13 protein-coding genes and 1 pseudogene are annotated in these 16,858 nt (G+C 62.7%); 6 read left to right on the forward strand and 8 right to left on the reverse strand.

What is annotated here, in order from left to right:
• Positions 1 to 67: 67 nt before the first annotated feature.
• From bla to L4G42_RS08000, 4 genes and pseudogenes are all read right to left on the reverse strand, one after another.
• Positions 68 to 958: a class A beta-lactamase gene (gene bla / locus L4G42_RS07985; RefSeq protein WP_237254283.1), complete on the reverse strand. Its 891-nt coding sequence runs from the start codon at positions 956 to 958 to the stop codon at positions 68 to 70.
• A 179-nt stretch (positions 959 to 1,137) separates the two neighbouring features.
• Positions 1,138 to 1,341, reverse strand: coding sequence for a hypothetical protein (locus tag L4G42_RS07990; protein ID WP_237254282.1), 204 nt, complete (start codon positions 1,339 to 1,341; stop codon positions 1,138 to 1,140).
• A gap of 29 nt (positions 1,342 to 1,370) precedes the next feature.
• A pseudogene (locus L4G42_RS07995) lies at positions 1,371 to 3,440 on the reverse strand (2Fe-2S iron-sulfur cluster-binding protein).
• A 28-nt stretch (positions 3,441 to 3,468) separates the two neighbouring features.
• Entirely contained in the window at positions 3,469 to 4,092 is a 624-nt protein-coding gene (locus tag L4G42_RS08000; protein ID WP_237254280.1) for a glutathione S-transferase family protein, read from the reverse strand.
• A gap of 302 nt (positions 4,093 to 4,394) precedes the next feature.
• Between L4G42_RS08000 and L4G42_RS08005 the strand changes: the two genes are divergently transcribed.
• The 6 genes from L4G42_RS08005 (at position 4,395) to L4G42_RS08030 (ending at position 11,837) form a co-directional block, all read left to right on the forward strand.
• On the forward strand, positions 4,395 to 5,690 hold the full coding sequence (locus tag L4G42_RS08005) for an MFS transporter (protein WP_237259948.1): 1,296 nt from the start codon (positions 4,395 to 4,397) through the stop codon (positions 5,688 to 5,690).
• Positions 5,691 to 6,223: 533 nt separating this feature from the next.
• Entirely contained in the window at positions 6,224 to 7,021 is a 798-nt protein-coding gene (locus L4G42_RS08010) for a substrate-binding periplasmic protein (protein ID WP_237254278.1), read from the forward strand.
• Positions 7,022 to 7,023: 2 nt separating this feature from the next.
• The gene (locus L4G42_RS08015; protein WP_237254277.1) at positions 7,024 to 8,382 is read left to right on the forward strand and encodes a GGDEF domain-containing protein; all 1,359 of its coding nucleotides are present in this window, start codon (positions 7,024 to 7,026) and stop codon (positions 8,380 to 8,382) included.
• Between the two features lie 15 nt (positions 8,383 to 8,397).
• Positions 8,398 to 9,138, forward strand: coding sequence for a substrate-binding periplasmic protein (locus L4G42_RS08020; protein ID WP_237254276.1), 741 nt, complete (start codon positions 8,398 to 8,400; stop codon positions 9,136 to 9,138).
• A 230-nt stretch (positions 9,139 to 9,368) separates the two neighbouring features.
• On the forward strand, positions 9,369 to 10,997 hold the full coding sequence (locus L4G42_RS08025) for a phosphoethanolamine transferase (RefSeq protein ID WP_237260741.1): 1,629 nt from the start codon (positions 9,369 to 9,371) through the stop codon (positions 10,995 to 10,997).
• A gap of 6 nt (positions 10,998 to 11,003) precedes the next feature.
• Positions 11,004 to 11,837, forward strand: coding sequence for an AraC family transcriptional regulator (locus tag L4G42_RS08030; RefSeq protein WP_237259946.1), 834 nt, complete (start codon positions 11,004 to 11,006; stop codon positions 11,835 to 11,837).
• 25 nt (positions 11,838 to 11,862) lie between these two features.
• On the opposite strand, the gene L4G42_RS08035 is transcribed toward L4G42_RS08030, so the two are convergent.
• The 4 genes from L4G42_RS08035 to L4G42_RS08050 form a co-directional block, all read right to left on the reverse strand.
• Positions 11,863 to 12,450 (reverse strand): LysE family translocator, encoded by a 588-nt coding sequence (locus L4G42_RS08035; protein ID WP_237260743.1) that lies wholly within the window; start codon positions 12,448 to 12,450, stop codon positions 11,863 to 11,865.
• 98 nt (positions 12,451 to 12,548) lie between these two features.
• Positions 12,549 to 14,018 carry an MFS transporter gene (locus L4G42_RS08040; RefSeq protein ID WP_237260745.1) on the reverse strand — a complete coding sequence of 490 codons (1,470 nt, stop codon included), beginning with the start codon at positions 14,016 to 14,018 and terminating at the stop codon, positions 12,549 to 12,551.
• 175 nt (positions 14,019 to 14,193) lie between these two features.
• Positions 14,194 to 15,627: an NAD-dependent succinate-semialdehyde dehydrogenase gene (locus L4G42_RS08045; RefSeq protein ID WP_237254272.1), complete on the reverse strand. Its 1,434-nt coding sequence runs from the start codon at positions 15,625 to 15,627 to the stop codon at positions 14,194 to 14,196.
• Positions 15,628 to 16,214: 587 nt separating this feature from the next.
• Complete coding sequence (locus tag L4G42_RS08050) at positions 16,215 to 16,508, reverse strand: ArsR/SmtB family transcription factor (RefSeq protein ID WP_237254271.1); 294 nt, start codon at positions 16,506 to 16,508, stop codon at positions 16,215 to 16,217.
• Between the last annotated feature and the right edge of the window lie 350 nt (positions 16,509 to 16,858).

Raw genomic sequence — 16,858 nt, forward strand, 5'->3', positions numbered from 1 at the left:
GGCGATTCATCGCGGCATTGTGTATCGAGATTTTTCGGCTCACCTCGATACACCCCGACACTCGCCCTTACACCGTAGCGGCAAGCCGTCCGATGTCGGCCATCAGCGCGTTGATCTGATCACCGCTGGCTTTCGAGCCGGTGTAATAAGCCGTCACCAGAATGGGTGGCCGGTCGCCGGGCCAGATCACGGCAACGTCGTTACTGGCGTTGTTGGCACCCGAACCGGTCTTATCCCCCACACGCCAGCTGCCGGGCACGCCGGCCCGCAGCTTCTTGTCGCCGGTCCGGTTATTCACCAGCCACGCCGTCAACTGATCGCGGGACGGCAACCTCAGTTCGTCGCCCAGCACTAGCGTGTTCAATGTCTGCAGCATGGCGACGGGCGTGGTGGTGTCGCGCAGATCTTCCGGCCGGTTTTCATTCAGATCGGGCTCGCGCCGGTCGAGGCGCGTTTGCGTGTCACCGATCGAACGCAGCCAGGTGGTCAACCCTTCGGGACCGCCCATGCTGTCGAGCAGCAGGTTGGCCGCGGTGTTATCGCTGAGCGTCATCGCCGCCTCGCACAGCGAACCGACGCTCAGCCCCTGCCCGCCCACATGCAACTCGGTGGTCGGTGAATACGGCACCAGTTGCTCGGCGGAATAGACGATGCGCCGCGACAGGTCTTCCTGTTTTTGATCGACCCTCGCCAGCACGTAGGCGGCGGCCAGGCATTTGAAGGTGCTGCACAAGGCAAAGCGTTCATCGCCGCGATGGCTGATCAGGCGCTGGCTGGCCGTGTCCAGGATGGCGACACCCAGCCGGCCGCCGTGACGACGCTCGAGGTCGGCCAGTTGCTGCTCAATGGCCCGGTCGGAAGACGGCCCGGAGCGACGCTCGGCAGCCAGTGAGGAAAGACTCAACAACGTGGGCACAGCCAGCAACGACGCGCCGAGGAGGGTTCTGCGGGTGATCAAGATGAACGTCCTTGTGAAGGGCAACGAGCGCCGCACGGATCATGGCCACTCGCCCCGCTGGGAGGAGCCGCCAGTGAGCCGCTGCGAACGGTGGGCAAACCGGCGCACATCATCCGACCAGACGCTGCCTCATTTCAACTGTTGCCGGAACAAACGTCCTGCTCACCCCGCCGCTGCCGTTAACGCGGCCGATCAAATCCCGACACCGAACGCACCCACATGAACAGCCGCAGCGTCGCAGGTTTGTCGATATGCTCGTGGCTTGCTGCCAGCTCGCCGGCCAGGGACGCCAGCGACTGCGGCAACAGCCAGGAAATCTCCTGCTCGGTTGCCTGATACGGCATCGGTGTTTCATCTTTCTCGAACGCTGGCCATGGGTTCATCGCCGCCTCTCCCGCACACGCATGGATGGTTACAGATCGAGCACCAACGGCCCTGAAGCCGGGACTGCGCAGCAGATCAGCACGTGGTCCGGCGCCGGCATTTCAGCGGGCGGGACCGGGTAATGCACCTGGCCACTGATGAGCCGGGTCTTGCAGGTGCCGCAGGATCCGCCGCGACAGCTGAACTCCGGGCTCAGCCCGCCGCTTTCGGCCAGTTCCAGCAAGCTGCCACCGGCGGGCTGCCAGCGCGCTTCCTTGGCGGAGCGTTCGAACACCACCGGCACCGCTTCGGTCGCGGCAGGCGGCTGCTCAAAAGCAATCGCTCGGGAATCACCGCTTCGCTTGAGGCTGGACGGGCCGAAGGTCTCGGCATGGATGCGCTCGTCGCGAATGTGCAGGGCGCGCAGGCCGTCGTAGATTTCCTGGGTAAAGGCCGCCGGCCCGCACACATAGAAATCAAAATCGTCGAACGGCAGCAGCGCCTTGAGCAGATCGAGGTCGATGCGGCCGGTCAGGTGAAAATCCTCACCCACACGCGCCGACGTTTCCGGCTGGCTCAGCACCCGGATCGCTGTCAACTGATCGCCGGCCCTGGCAATGAGTGTGTCCACTTCTTCGCGAAACGCCAGGTCGGCCAGACGACGTGCACTCTGGATGAACCACGTCGCCCGCCCGCCCCGCACCCGTTTGCCTTCGTAAATGACTTCTCGCAGCATCGACAGCATGGGCGTGACCCCGATGCCTGCACCCAGCAGCACCAGCGGCCGGCGCTCTTGCGGATGCAACACGAAACTGCCCTGGGGTGCCCGCGCCTGGAGCAGATCGCCGACCTTGACCTGATCGTGCAGATACGCCGAGGCCAGTCCGTCCCGCTTGACGCTGATGCGGAAGAATCCGTCGGACGGCGCGCTGGACAGGCTGTACGTGCGAATCAGCGGCGGCGTACGACCTTGCTGCGATGGGGAGAGCGCCAGCCGCAGCGGCAGATGCTGACCGGCCTTGAACGCGGGCAAACCGGCGCCGTCGGCAGGCTCGAAATAGAACGAACGAATGCCGTCGCTTTAGTCCTCGATCCGCGTCACCCGCATGGGCCGCCATTGATCGCGCAGAGCATCGGCTTGCAGGCGCGCGGCAGTCTGCTGCCAGTCGCCGGTCATCAGGCTGTTCGGCGACCAACCCTGGAACTCCCAGCGCGAGCGCAACGCCGCCGGCCGACGCACCACCTGCTCCACCCGCACCTGCCAGAGCCGCTCGGCGCCTTGAAACGCCGCGATTTCCGGCCCTTCGAGAATCAACGTGACAGTGCCCGCCACCTGCAACAGCTCGCCGGTCTGAAAATCAACAAACAGCAGACCCGCCTTGGGATTGACCTGGAAATTACCCAGCGTATTGAAAAAGAGGTTGCCGGCGAAATCCGGGATGGTCAGCACGTCGCCGTCCACCCGCACGAAACCGGCCTGACCGCCACGATGGGACACGTCCACCGAACGATGGGGCTGCGCGCCCTCCAGGTCGACATAGCTGGCGACGAAGAAGGTGTCAGCACCACGAATGGTGGCGATCGCGGCGTCATCCAGTGCGGTCAAGCGTTGCGCAGCAGGCCGTTGCGGCAGTGTCGGCAACGGCAGCTGTTTCAATGCCCGCAGCTGAATGTACTGCGGGCAATTGCCGAACGAGTATTCGACGCTCACGGAAAAACCGTTTTCCCACACGTCGCTGATGTGGCCGTTGATGCGGTTGCGACGGCGGGTGTGCAGGTCGATGCCAAGCATGCCCAACGCCGCACCCGGCGCAAATTCGGCGCCAGACGGGTCGTCGGCATCGAGGCGTCGGGTAATGTCCAGACGCCTGGCATCGGGGGAATGGATAAACCCCGACTGGGCGTCCAGCAGGGTCGCCCACGGCCAGCCTTCATTGTCGACGGCGCCGAGAATCAGATACGGCAGGTGCTCGTAGAACTCACGGTGCTGATCGGGCATGTAGTCGCGAATGACGCGCTTGCCCAAGGTTTCCATGCGCTCCGCAACGCCGACTTTGGCCTGCAGAGCGCGCTCGCCGGAATGCCATGGCGATGGTATTTCAGTGCGAATATCGTTCATGGCGCGAACTCCCTGGCATCACATAGCGTTACTTGACCAAGCCTGCTGCCGTGCGCGGCATTGGCGTAAAGCCCGGCAGGTTCTCGATGCGTGCCAGCCATGCCTGCACGTTGACGTATTCGTCCAGCGAAACATTCCCTTCAGGCGCGTGGGCGATGTAGCTGTAGGCGGCGACATCGGCGATGGTGGGGTGATCGGTGGCGAGAAATTCGCGGCCAGTCAGGTGCTGATCAATAACGCGAAGCGCGTCGTGGGCACGCTGAATCGTGTCTTTCGGATCGAAGCCCGCGCCGAAAACGGTGATCAGACGCGCCCGCGCCGGGCCCAGATAAATCGCGCCGGACGCGGCAGACAACCAGCGCTGCACCTGCGCTGCGCCCTCGGGATCATTCGGCAACCAGCGGCCCGACGTGTCGTACTTCTTCGCCAGGTACACCAGGATCGCCGTTGAATCGGCGACGATGACGCCGTTGTCTTCAATCACCGGCACTTGGCCGAAGGCGTTGATGGCCAGGAATTCCGGCTTCTTCTGCTCTCCCTTGGCCAGGTCAACGAACTGAATGTTCGGCGCAAGTCCCAGCAGCGACAACATCAGCTCGGCGCGATGAGAGTGGCCGGACAGCGGGAAGTGATAGAGCGTGATGGCGGTCATGGGGTTGGCTCCTGGGCAAGTGGGTCGACTCAGCGTGGGGCGGCGGTGCCGCAGTGGTGTGCCGCGCTGGTGGAACGGATAGTGGGCCTGCCTGCCGAACTGGGGAATGACCAGAAAAAGCAATCCACTGTTTCACCGTGTGAAATGCCCGGCGTGAAACCGTGCTGCCGAGGCCGCTTTGATGGCTGAGCATCCGGGTGTCTGCAACATTCAGAAATATCCGCTTGACGTTGGCCCGAGGGCTGAGCGTTCATATTGCAGTACAGCCATCATCCAATTGCTCCGCTTTCTGGTGAATTCCCATGGTTTCCTCTGTTCTGGCGGCTTCTCTGTCGCGCCGTCGCATTCACTACAGCTGGGTGATCCTGGCCGTCACCTTCCTGACCATGTTGGTCATGGCCGGCGCAGTGGGCGCGCCCGGGGTGTTCATCCGGCCGCTGCAAGCGGAATTCGGCTGGGACACGGCCGAGATTTCTTCGGCGCTGGCGATACGTTTTGCCCTGTTCGGGCTGGTCGGTCCTTTTGCCGCCGCGTTCATGAACCACTTCGGCGTGCGCAAGGTGGTGCTGGCCGCACTGACGCTGGTCGCCAGCGGCATGGTCTTGTCGCTGTTCATGACCCAGTTCTGGCAGTTGGTGGTCCTGTGGGGCGTGGTGGTTGGCTTCGGCACAGGGCTGACGGCGATGGTGCTTGGCGCCACCGTCGCGACCCGCTGGTTCTCAAAACATCGCGGCCTGGCGATGGGTTTGCTGTCGGCCAGTTCTGCCACGGGCCAACTGGTGTTCATGCCGATGCTGGCGAACCTGACCGAGCATTTCGGCTGGCGCACGGCACTGGCGAGCATCTGCACGGCCATCGTGATTGCGGGCGTGGCGGTGCTGGCGTTGATGCGCAACCGCCCTGCCGATCTGCAACTGCCGCTCTACGGCGACGAGGAGGTTCAACCCGTTGCCGCGAGTTCCCAGACCTTCGTTCAGCTGCTGATCACGCCGTTGCGGGTCCTGCGCGACGTGTCGAAAACCTGGACGTTCTGGGTGCTGTTCATGACGTTTTTCATCTGTGGCGCCAGCACCAACGGCCTGATTCAGACGCACTTCATCAGCCTGTGCGGCGACTACGGCCTGGCCGCAACCACGGCGGCCGGCATGCTGGCGGTGATGGGGATTTTCGATTTCTTCGGCACCATCGGTTCCGGCTGGCTGTCGGACCGCTTCGATAATCGCTGGCTGCTGTTCTGGTACTACGGCTTTCGCGGCGTGTCGCTGGTGCTGCTGCCGTTTCTGGATTTCACCGTGTTCGGGCTCTCGGTGTTTGCCCTGTTGTACGGGCTGGACTGGATCGCCACGGTGCCGCCCACAGTGAAGCTGACCGCCCAGCGATTTGGCACCGAGCGCGCCAATATCGTGTTCGGCTGGGTGTTCGCCGGGCATCAGCTGGGTGCTGCGTTTGCCGCCTTCGGCGCCGGATGGACACGCACGCATTTCGCCACGTACCTGCCGGCGTTTTTCATTTCCGGCCTGCTGTGCGCGATTGCCGCGTTGATCGCGCTGTCCATCGTGCCGCCGGTGAAAACGGCCAAGGTTGCCGCTACCTCATAAGCCGCTTAAAACCACTGCCGCGCGGTCGGCCACATCCCATAACCCACGGCCATCAGCGCCTCCCTTCGTCCGGGTTCCTTCACTCCGGTCTCGCTCCGTGGGCCCTGCGTTCAGCCTGCACCCAAGTCGCGTATCGCGGTGATTGGGCTTTTTGCGTATGAAGATCAAAAGCAGATCAACAGCTTCCCGGCTAAAGCCGGTCCTACAGTCATAACCAGCGTTAATCCCACTGGATCCATGCGATGCCCTGGCAGGAGCGGCTTTAGCCGGGAACAGGCCTGTTCAGGCACTGGAGATCGGTGCTCGCCCCGTGATGTGCGTCGTCAGGACGTCGGGAAGGTGGCGAGAGGTTGGGCGCGGCGGCCGGCGAACCGGATTCGTCTGTTCAAGCTGTTAGGATGGCCGGCAGGATGCCGTCTCAAGTGACGGGTTATTCAGCCGATATCCCGGTGTGCAAGGCAGTCGGTTACGGTTGCGCCGGAATGTTCACGGCCCGGAATCTCTCGCTTCTGCACTCCATGAGGTAGTTATCGATGACACTCCATTCGCTCATTCACACACTGGGCAGCGCACTCTGTGTGGCGCTGTTGCTGTGCGTGGGCTCGGGCGCGTCTGGAGCTGAATCGATTCATTCTGACCCGGCTCGTGTCGAGATCCATGTTGTCACCGAAGAACTCCCGCCCTACAACATGACCCGCGACGGGGTGCTCACCGGTATGAGCACCGAGGTGGTTCAGGCGGTGTTGAAGGAGGTCAATGTGCAGGCCTCCATTCAGTCCATGCCCTGGGCGCGGGCTTATGACCTGGCGCTGCACACCCCCAACGTGCTGATCTACTCGATCACCCGCACCGCCGAGCGCGAGCGGCTGTTCAAGTGGGTCGGCACCATCGCCGCGTCGCGCTGGTTTCTGTATTCATCTGCCAGCCATCCCGTCACGCTCCTGAGCCTGGACGACGCCCGGGACTGGCAGACCGCGACGGTCAACAAAGACGTCGGCGAGCAGTACCTGATGGCGCGCAAGTTCGTGATCGGCCACCAGCTGCAATCGAGCAACCGCTACGAATTCAATTACCAGAAACTGCAGACCGGCCACGTCGACCTGTGGATTTCCAACGAGCTCAACGCTTACTACCTCGCCCGGCAGGTCGGCGATGACCCCACCCGGACGCTGGTGCAGTCCCTGCACTTAAAAGAGCTGGAAGAAGCCGGCGGCATCAACATGGCGTTCAGCGTCGGCACACCCGACGCCACGGTGCAGCTGTTTCAGAAAGCCCTGGACACCCTTCGCGCCAACGGCACCTACGACGCCATCGCGCGCAAGTGGCAATGAGCATGCAGATCGAAACGCCTTCCGACCCACCCGGCGACACCCGCCCGACCACCCGCACCGGACAGCGCACCGGTTCGCTGGCGCGGCGTCTGGTGCTGGCGACGCTGGCGTTCTGCGTGCTGTTCACTGCCGCGACGGTGCTGGTGCGCACCTGGTTCGCCTGGAACACCAACCTGGCGAACATGAACGCCGAGCTGACCCTAATCGATCAGGTGTTTCAGGGCACGCTGTCCAAAGCCGTGTGGGAAATGGATGATCAGGCGCTGCAGACCCAGATCGACAGCGTGGCCACGGCGGCGCCGGTGGGCCGGGTCCAGCTGAAGATCCTGCGGCCCGGTCGCGCCCCTGAAATTCTGGAACGCCAGCACAACGGTCACACCGGCTCGATCCGCGCCCCGGCGCTGCATCGGCAGTTGACCATCGCGCCCTACCCCGGCGCGAGCGAAGTGGTCGGCGAGCTGACCATCGAAGGCGACGAAAGCCTGCTGTGGAAACGCCTGTGGAAAGAAGTCGCGATCATCATGCTCACCCAGATCATTCAGTCCCTGGCGCTCGCCGGGCTGATCATGGGGATGTTCAACCGCTCGGTGACCCTGCACGTGCGGCGCATTGCCCGACACCTTGAGCACCTGACGCCGCTCAACCTCAAGACCCACCTGACCCTGGAGCGGCGCGGCAAGGCCGGTGACGAACTTGACCTGCTCGAAGCGGGCGTCAATGACCTGCAGGACAAACTGGCCGCGCACCTGGAGCGTCAGGCCCGCGACGAAATCGCCCTGGCCGCCAGCCGCGACCAGCTCGCCGAACTGGTCGAGCAGCGCACCGCACAGCTCAAGGCCGCCAACACGCGACTGGAAGCCCTGACCCGCTTCGATCCGCTCACGGGCCTCGCCAACCGCCGCCATTTCGACGAACTCAAGGCGCTGGAATTCAACCGCGCCTTGCGTCATCGCCAGCCGCTGTCGGTGCTGATGTGCGACATCGATTTCTTCAAGCTTTACAACGACACCTACGGCCATGCCCGGGGCGATCAATGCCTGCGCGATGTGGCGCTGGCCATGAGCGCGCTGTTCTCGCGCTCTGGCGAACTGGTGGCGCGGCTCGGCGGCGAAGAGTTCGCCGTGCTGCTGCCGGGCCAGGATGAGCAACAGGCGCTGGCCTCGGCCGATCGCCTGCGCGGCCTGCTGGCCCGGCAACAACTGGTACACAGCGCTTCACCGGTCTCGCCTTTCGTGACCTTGAGCATCGGCGTGGCCGAGCTCGACCCGGCGAACATGGAGCACTTCGATCAACTGCTGCAGAGTGCCGACCGGGCGCTGTACCGGGCGAAAAGCCAGGGCCGGGACCGCTGTGTGATCTGAACCGAGAGGAATGCCATGGGAAAAAATCATCGTCAGCGCAGCGTTCTGGCCACTTTCCTGATGCTGTTCGTGTGCCTGAACGCCGGCGCCACGACGCTGCAAGTGGTGACCGAAGACTCCTCATACAGCGCCCTCGAAGGCGGCAAAGTGATCGGGGTGGCCAGCGAAGTGGTCGAGATGACCCTCGCCAACGCAGGCATCACCGATTACCACATGGCGTTGTACCCATGGGCGCGGGCCTACGACATCGCTCGCCTGGAAGCGAACGTGCTGATCTACCCGATGATTCGCAGCAGCGCACGCGAGGCACTGTTCAAGTGGGTCGGTGAGCTGGAACAGGTCACCCCGTCGTTTTACAAACTCCGCGAGCGCCGCGATGTGGTGGTCAAGGCCTTGCAGGACGCCAGCCGTTACACCGTCGGGGTCGTGCGCGATGACTCGCGGCAGCAGTACCTGGAGGGCAAGGGTTTCAGCAGGATGGTGGTCTCGCCCAATAACCTCGACAACCTGCGCAAACTGATCAGCGGCCAGGTCGAGCTGATCCCCATGCCCGAGCGCGAGGCGCGGGAGCAATGCGCCGATCTGCACATCGCGTTCGAGGACCTGGAAAGCGTCTTCACCCTCGACGAACTGTCCAAAGGTCTCTACGTCGCCCTTAGCGCCAGCACCCCGGAGGAGACAGTGCAACGAATCGCCGCTGCATTCGCCCTGCTCAAGCAGGACGGCACGGTGGACAAGGTCATCGCGGGCCATTAAACATAAGCACTCGACACCCTACGCAAAAGCGGGTTTGAAGCGGGAGGAACCGACGACTTGGCCCTTTCACAAAGCCTTCACAATCGATTTGGAAAAATCCGCGCGGTCTGTCCCGCCTACCTCCCGGCAGCCATTGACTGACTCACCTGACGTCTCGGCCCCAAGGATGGAAATGCCTGATGCATCCGCATCCCAAGCATTGCGCGGCCTCTTATACGGAAATGAATTCGATGGTCAAACCGGTCACGTCTACTCGTCTGGTGATGGTGTTTTCCCTGTGCCTGGTGCTGTTTTACAACCTGACGACCTGGCGCGCGCTGGTTGACCTGGCGCAGTTGCAAGGCGTCAAAGCCATCGCGTTCTATGTTTCGTTTGCCTTCTTGCTATGGGCCGCGATCACCCTGCTGCTCACGCCCTTTTCCTTCCGCCCGACGCTGAAACCGGTGCTCAGCCTGGTCGCACTCTGCTCGGCCGCCGCCGCGTATTTCATGAACACCTACGGCATCAGCATCGACACGACGATGATGCAGAACGTGCTCGAGACCAACCCCGGCGAGGCCAAGGCCCTATTGAGCGGCACGCTGTTTCTCTACCTGGGCCTGCTGGGCGTACTGCCAATCGCGCTGATCTGGCGGCTGCCGGTGACCTATCGCCGCGTGCTCCCCGGGCTGGTCAACAAAGTGCTGGTGTGCGTCGGCTGTCTGCTGGTAGTCGCCGCTGCGGTCGGGCCCTTCTACTCGACATACGCGCCGATCTTTCGCGATGAAGACAAGCTCACCCACTTCATCAACCCGACCAACTACCTCTACGCCGTCGGCAAACTGACCAAGCAGACCGTCGCCATCAAGGAGACGCTGAAAATCCAGACCGTCGGTGCCGACGCCGCGCTCAGCCCGCAAGCGCAACAGCGGCCGAAAAAGAGCCTGATGATCTTCGTCGTCGGTGAAACGGCCCGGGCCGACCACTTCTCGCTCAACGGTTACGGGCGGGAAACCAATCCGGAGCTGAAGCAGCAGGACATTCTCAACTTCACCCACGTGGCATCGTGCGGCACTTCCACCGCGGTCTCGGTGCCGTGCATGTTTTCGAAGTTTCCACGCAGCGATTACAGCGACAAGAAGGGCAAGACCTACGAGGGGCTGCTGGACATGCTCCAGCGCGCCGGGCTGAAGGTGGTGTGGCTGGACAACAACAGCGATTGCAAGGGCACCTGCCTGCGCGTACCCCACAGTGATATCCCGAAAAACCAGCCGAGCCCGTTCTGCGATGGCCAGAATTGCCTCGACGAATCGCTGCTGGTGGGCTTGCAGGACTACATCGATTCGCTACAGGACAACGCCATCATCGTCCTCCATTCCGACGGCAGCCACGGCCCGGAATACTACGATCGCTACCCCAAGACCCTGGAGCGCTTCACGCCCGTCTGCCACACCAATCAGCTGGGCAGCTGCACAACCGACGAGCTGAAAAACGTCTACGACAACACCATTCTGTACACCGACCACTTCCTGTCGCAGACCATCGAGTTGCTCAAGCGCAATCAGGACAAGGTCGATGCCTCGATGATCTACGTCTCGGACCACGGCGAGTCCCTCGGCGAAAACGGCATCTACCTGCATGCCGCGCCTTACGCCATCGCGCCGGCGGCGCAGACCCACGTGCCGATGGTGATGTGGTTCGGCCACTCGACCCTGGAAGACGCCAGCGTTGATCGAAGCTGTCTGGCCGCCAAGCAAGACCAGCCGGACCTGAGCCATGACTACATGTTTCATTCGGTGCTAGGCTTGCTCGGCGTTACCAGCACGGAATACCAGCCGGCGCTGGACCTCTTTCACAGCTGCAAACGCAACAAGGGATGAGTTGAAATGACCTGCCAGAACCCGGTGATACAGCCTGATAAACCGGTGTTCTGGCGGGACGCGCAGCTGCCGTTCATTGAAGCGCGCTCCATCGAGGATGGGCGCAAGGTCTGTTATTCCCGTCACTCCCACGACGTGTTTTCCATCGGCGCAATCACCGCCGGACAAAGCACGTACCTTCACGAGAAGACCACCCAGACCATCGCCACCGGCACCGTTGTGGTGATGAACCCCGGCGAGGTCCACGCCTGTAACCCCATCGACGATCAGCCCTGGTCCTACCTGATGCTGTACGTCAACGCGCAGTGGCTGGGCGCGCTACAGCGCGATTGCGGTGTGAGCAACGGGGGCGTGTTTCGGGGGTATTCGGCAACCCACAGTCGTGATCCGCAGTTGTTCAACGGCCTGCTGGGTCTGCATGGGCGGCTGGTGGATTCGCAGCTGGATCCGCTGGCAAGGCATGAAGCCGTTGTCGCGTTTTTCACCCTGGTGGAGCAGCGTCTGGGCGGCTCTAGCCTGCCGCCGAGACAGGCCAATCCCAAGGTCGAACGCGCGGCGCGGTACATCGATGCGCATTATCTGCAACCGATTCGGCTGGAAGAATTGTGCGCGGTGGCGAATCTTTCCGAGGCCTACCTGATTCGTGCGTTCGAGCAGCAGTACCACATGACCCCGCACGCCTGGCTGGTCAACCGGCGCATTCAGCACGGCCAGGCGCAATTGCGCAGCGGCGAGCCCATCGCCGACATCGCGCAGCAGAGTGGTTTTGCCGATCAGGCGCACTTTCAACGGGCGTTCAAAAAGCATCTGGCGGCAACGCCGGGTCAGTACAAGTCCTGATCGGCTGTTGCTGCTCGCAAGGGGCTCATTCGTAAAACAGCGACACCGCGCAGCCTGCCAACAGCGCCGCCATGCTGCGGTTGAACACGCGGATGCGCCCGGGGCTGCGCAACCAGGGGCCGAGAAAAGCACCGGCGTAGGCCCAGCAGCCCACCGACAGGTAGCACACGACGAAGTAGATCAGCGCAAACAGACCGATCAGTCGCGCCTCGCCATCGGCCACGAACGCCCCCATCCCCGCCACCGCCGCCAGCCACGCTTTCGGGTTCAGCCACTGCATCGCCGCACCGTGCAGAAACGACGGCTCGCGGGTCGGTTTGGCGACATCGAGGCGGCCGTCGTCCATCGCCAGTTTCCACGCCAGATACAGCAGAAACGCCACCCCGGCCCAGCGAATGATCTCGGTCAGCATCGGGTAACGCTGCAGCACTTCATGCAGGCCGAACCCGGTGAACATCAGCAGCACGACAAAGCCCACCGTCGCGCCGAGCACGTGGCGCAAGCTGGCGATCAAGCCGAACTGGGCGCCCGAGCTGAGCGCCACGACGTTCACCGGCCCCGGCGATATGGACGCGGCCAGTGCGAACGCCGCCATGGAAATCATCAGGTTCATTGCACGTCTCACCCTTCGTTGACTGTGGGGTGAGTGTACGAAGGGCGCACAGGCTGGCGATTGAACAAAACTGACCAATCGCCGACGGCGCGCTTGAGTCAGTCGTGGGCCTGGGACAATGGCCGCGCCACTTCTTCCAGGGATTTGCCTTCCGAGGCCACGCCCCAGATCGCCTGCACCACGGCGGCCAGCAACATCAACGCGGCACCGATCAGATAGCCGAAAAACACCGGGCCCCGCTCATGGGTGTCGATCAACTGGCCGAACAGCGTCGGGCCGACGATGCCACCCAGCGCCGTGCCGAACGCGTAAAACACGGCGATGGCCAAGGCGCGGATTTCCAGCGGAAAGGTTTCCGCGACAGTCAGGTAGGCCGAACTGGCCGCTGCCGACGCGAAGAAGAAAATGATCATCCAGGCGATGGCCTGTTGCGTGACATCCAGAACGCCCTGTTGAAACAGGTAGCCGCTGAGGGTCAGCAAGACCCCGGAGACGGCGTAGGTCAGGCTGATCATCACCCGCCGCCCAACCACATCGAACAGCCGCCCCAACAGCAAAGGCCCGCAGAAATTGCCCAGCGCCAGTGGCAGCACGTACCAGCCGATGGAGGCCGACGGCACTTGATAGAACTCGGTGAGCACCAGCGCGTAGGTGAAGAAAATCGCGTTGTAGAAGAACGCCTGGGCGGTCAGCAACGTCAGCCCCACCAAGGCGCGACGGCGGTAGGTGTTGAACAGCGTGTGGAAAATCTCCTTCAGCGGCGTGTGGTCCCGCGCATGCAAACGCAACGGCGGGCCAACCGGCTCGGACAGGTCGTGGCCCTGACGGCGAAGGCGGTCTTCGATCCCTTCCACAATCACCCTCGCCTCCTCGCCCTGGCCATGAATCAGCAACCAGCGCGGACTTTCCGGCAGCCACAGGCGCATCAGCATAATGATCAGACCGAGCACCGCGCCGATGCCGAAACACAGGCGCCAGCCCATGTCCGCGCCCACCCATGGGGCGTCCAGCAGCACGATGGAGCCGACCGCGCCCAAGGCCGCGCCGATCCAGAAAGTGCCGTTGATGGTCAGATCCACCCAGCCCCGGAACCTCGCCGGGGTGAATTCCTGGATGGTCGAGTTGATCGCCGTGTACTCGCCGCCAATGCCCATGCCGGTGAGAAACCGGAACAGCAGGAAACTCCAGAGGCTGAAGGAAAATGCCGTGGCGGCGGTCGCGGTGATGTACAGCGCGAGGGTGATGAAGAACAGTTTGCGCCGGCCAAGACGGTCCGTCAGCCAGCCAAAGAACAACGCCCCCAGTACCGCGCCGCAGATATAGGCGCCGCCGGCCAGACCGATGTCGGCATTGGTCAGGTGCAGGACCGGGCTGTCTTTCAACGCCCCGGAGACCGAGCCCGCCAGTGTCACTTCGAGCCCGTCGAGCAGCCAGGTGATGCCCAGCGCAAACACCAGCAACGTATGAAACCGCCCCCACGGCAGACGATCGAGCCGGGCCGGCAGGTCCGTTTCAAACACCGCGCCTTTGGGGTCTGCCGCTACTGTCTGCACGCTGCTGATCGCCATGACTCGTCCCCGTGGATCGGAAGTGATCTGTGGGTTCAGAGTTCGCGGGGGGCGTGGGAGTTCAGCCGCACTCAATACCTGTAGGAGCCGGCTTGCTGGCGAATGCGCTGGGTCAGCCGCCTCAAGGGTGGCTGGCAGTCACGGTTCGCCAGCAAGCCGGCTCCTGCAGTAGGCGTTAAACGTTAAATACCGTCACCAGTTTGGTGTTCAGGTACGCCTCGATCGCTTCGGTACCGCCCTCGGACCCGTAGCCGGAATCCTTGATGCCGCCGAACGGCACTTCAACCAGACCGATGCCCTGATGGTTGATCGACAGCATGCCAGCTTCGATGCGGGTGCTGAGGATGTGGGTGGTTTTCATCGATGAAGTGAAGGCATACGACGCCAGGCCGAACGGCACGCGGTTGGATTCCTTGACCGCATCCTCCACCGTGTCGAACGGCACCAGCAGCGCCACCGGGCCGAACGGTTCTTCGTTCATGATGCGCATTTCGGTGGTCAGACCACTGATAACGGTGGGCTGGAAAAAGTAGCCCGGCCCTTCGATGGCCTTGCCGCCGACATGGACCTTGGCGCCCTTGTCGCTGGCGTCCTTGATCAACGCGCTCAACGCCGGAATGCGTCGCTCGTTGGCCACCGGGCCCATGGTCACACCCTGCTCCAGGCCGTTGCCGACTTTCAGCTCGTGGGTGTGGCCGACGAACTTCTCGACGAACGCATTGAACACCCCGCGCTGAACCAGAATGCGCGTAGGTGACACGCAGACCTGCCCGGCGTTGCGGAACTTGGCGCCGGCCAGCGTGCGCGCCGCCAGGTCGATGTCCGCGTCGTCGAACACCAGCGCCGGGGCGTGACCGCCAAGCTCCATGGTCACGCGCTTCATGTGCTGGCCTGCCAACGCCGCCAGCTGCTTGCCGACCGGAGTGGAGCCGGTGAAGGTGACTTTCTTGATGGTCGGGTGCGCAATCAGGTAGCTGGAAATCTGCGCCGGATCGCCGTAAACCAGGCCAATGACGCCCGCCGGAACGCCGGCATCGACGAAGGCGCGGACCAGTTCGGCAGGCGACGCCGGGGTTTCTTCCGGGGCCTTGACGATGATCGAGCAGCCGGCCGCCAGCGCCGAAGACAGCTTGCGCACCACCTGATTGATCGGGAAATTCCACGGCGTGAACGCCGCCACCGGACCGACCGGCTCCTTGATGACTTTCTGCTCAACCGAGACATTGCGCGACGGCACCAGACGGCCATAGGCGCGGCGACCTTCTTCGGCCAGCCAGTCGATGATGTCAGCGGCAGACAGGGTTTCCATGCGCGCTTCGGCCAGCGGCTTGCCCTGTTCGCGGGTCATGATGTTGGCAATGTGATCGACGCGGTCGCGCAGCAGATTGGCGGCCTTCTGCATGATTTTGTAGCGGTCGTAGGCCGGGGTGCTGCGCCAGGTTTCGAAGCCGCGTTCGGCCGCTGCCAGCGCCTGGTCCAGATCGGCGATGTCGGCGTGGGCCACGGTGCCGAGGGTTTCGCCGTCGGCGGGGTTGATGACATCGAGGGTGCGGCCGTCGGCACTGGCACGCCATTGACCATCAATGAACAGCTGAACGTCTGGGTACATGGGGAACTCCGGATGCGGGACTTTTCAAGACATAGGGGTGGTCAGGGCTATTTTCAATGGGGCTGAAGAAGATCTGAAGCGGATCAAAGGCGTCTGCCTGGGGGCAGACTGTTTCGCCTTCGGCGAGTTACTTGGAAAAGCACCCCAAGTAACCAAGGGTGCTTGCTCCTGGTTAGGCCCTTCGTTCCTCAGGGTTCCCTCACTCCGACGACGCTCCGTGGGCCCGCGCCGAACGGACATCCATGTCCTGACGGCGCTCTCGCCGCATCCATGCGGCTCGGCCCACTGCGCGTCGTCTGCGTTCGGCCTGCACCCAAGTCGCGATTGGCGTTGACTGAGCCTCTTGTGTATGAAGATCAAGATCAAAGCAGGTCAAGAGCTTCCCGGCTAAAGCCGGTCCTACAGTCGACGCCAATCCCACCGGATGCATGCGATGCATTTGTGGGACCGGCTTTAGCCGGGAAGGGGCCGGTTCGTTCACCACAAATGTTGATTATTCCCACGCTCCGCGTCCTGCAGACGACGCGCATTTATGTCCGGGCGACGCGACGCAGAGCGTTACGGGAGGCGCTACCACGCGGAGCGTCCTAGATCTGCATCAACTGCCGAGCGTAGGCGTGCAGCACCTCGCGCTGGATCATGAAGCTGGCGTATTTGCCTTCGCGCAGGGTGGCGATGAGGCCGGCGCGCTCAAGCTCTTTGGTGTGGTGGGAAACGGTGGCGGCGCTGACCGGATGAACCTTCAGCACCTCGGCGCATGGCAGCGCCTGCTCGCTTTCGCCGATCTGAACCAGAATCCGGAAGCGGCGGCTGTCAGCCAGCGCCCGGGCTATCGATGCGATTTGCGACTCACTCAACGGAAACGGCTGTGCCGTGCTCATGATCATCGTGACGCCCCAGTAAAAACTCCTTGTCCAGAAATACTGCAGAACAAACTCGACAGGCTAATAACGGTCGCCACTGATGGCGGTCACCACTATGGAGGCTCGGGGCAAAAGATCGTTCAGCGCCTTGAGCATTTGCCTGCGAGCCACCCGACGTTGCCCGCTGACCTGCGTAGTGTTTTCTGGCATCCTGCGCGCCCTTTTCCCCACGACCGACCGCCATGCCTCGCTTTGCGCTTTGTACACAATATTTCAATAACGTGTACTTCTGCTTGTGGACATGTTGTACAGTCGGCAATCCTGACCGGCAAGACAAGATGTCCGTACCGGTCGGAGATGTGTCATCC

The organism is Pseudomonas petrae (assembly GCF_021728295.1).
GTDB lineage: Bacteria > Pseudomonadota > Gammaproteobacteria > Pseudomonadales > Pseudomonadaceae > Aquipseudomonas > Aquipseudomonas petrae.